Genomic DNA, 391 nt, shown 5'->3' with positions numbered 1-391 from the left:
ACCCTGCAGATGACTTGATTCTGCGTCCAAGCTCGACTAAACGCACCCAACAGGCATTCGACCAACTGGCACAAGTCAAAGATATCGTAATGGTCTTTGGCTTTGTCAACCAGACTGAAGATGGCCAGCGTTTTAACTCTGCTGCAGTGATGAAAGACGGTCAGGTATTGGGAATTTATAACAAGCAGACTTTACCAAACTATGCTGTGTTTGATGAGAAGCGTTATTTTAATGAAGGTCATCAACACCTGGTATTTGAATACCTCGGTCATAAATTTGGAGTACTGATCTGTGAAGATGTATGGTCTCTGAATGTTGTTCAACAGCTGGCTCAGCTGAATGTTGATACTGTGGTGGTACTGAACTCTTCTCCATATGAAGTCGGTAAGCC

1 protein-coding gene is annotated in these 391 nt (G+C 43.5%); it reads left to right on the top strand.

Going from position 1 to position 391, the window contains the following annotated elements:
• Positions 1 to 391: nitrilase-related carbon-nitrogen hydrolase (locus tag ACEWB7_RS18590; RefSeq protein ID WP_411581174.1), on the top strand; the 391-nt coding region annotated here is incomplete at both ends.

This window comes from Acinetobacter sp. NIOH-H-8, from assembly GCF_046635365.1.
GTDB lineage: Bacteria > Pseudomonadota > Gammaproteobacteria > Pseudomonadales > Moraxellaceae > Acinetobacter.
The sequence above is the reverse complement of the archived record's forward strand: the minus strand, read 5'-3'. Positions and strand labels throughout refer to the sequence as shown.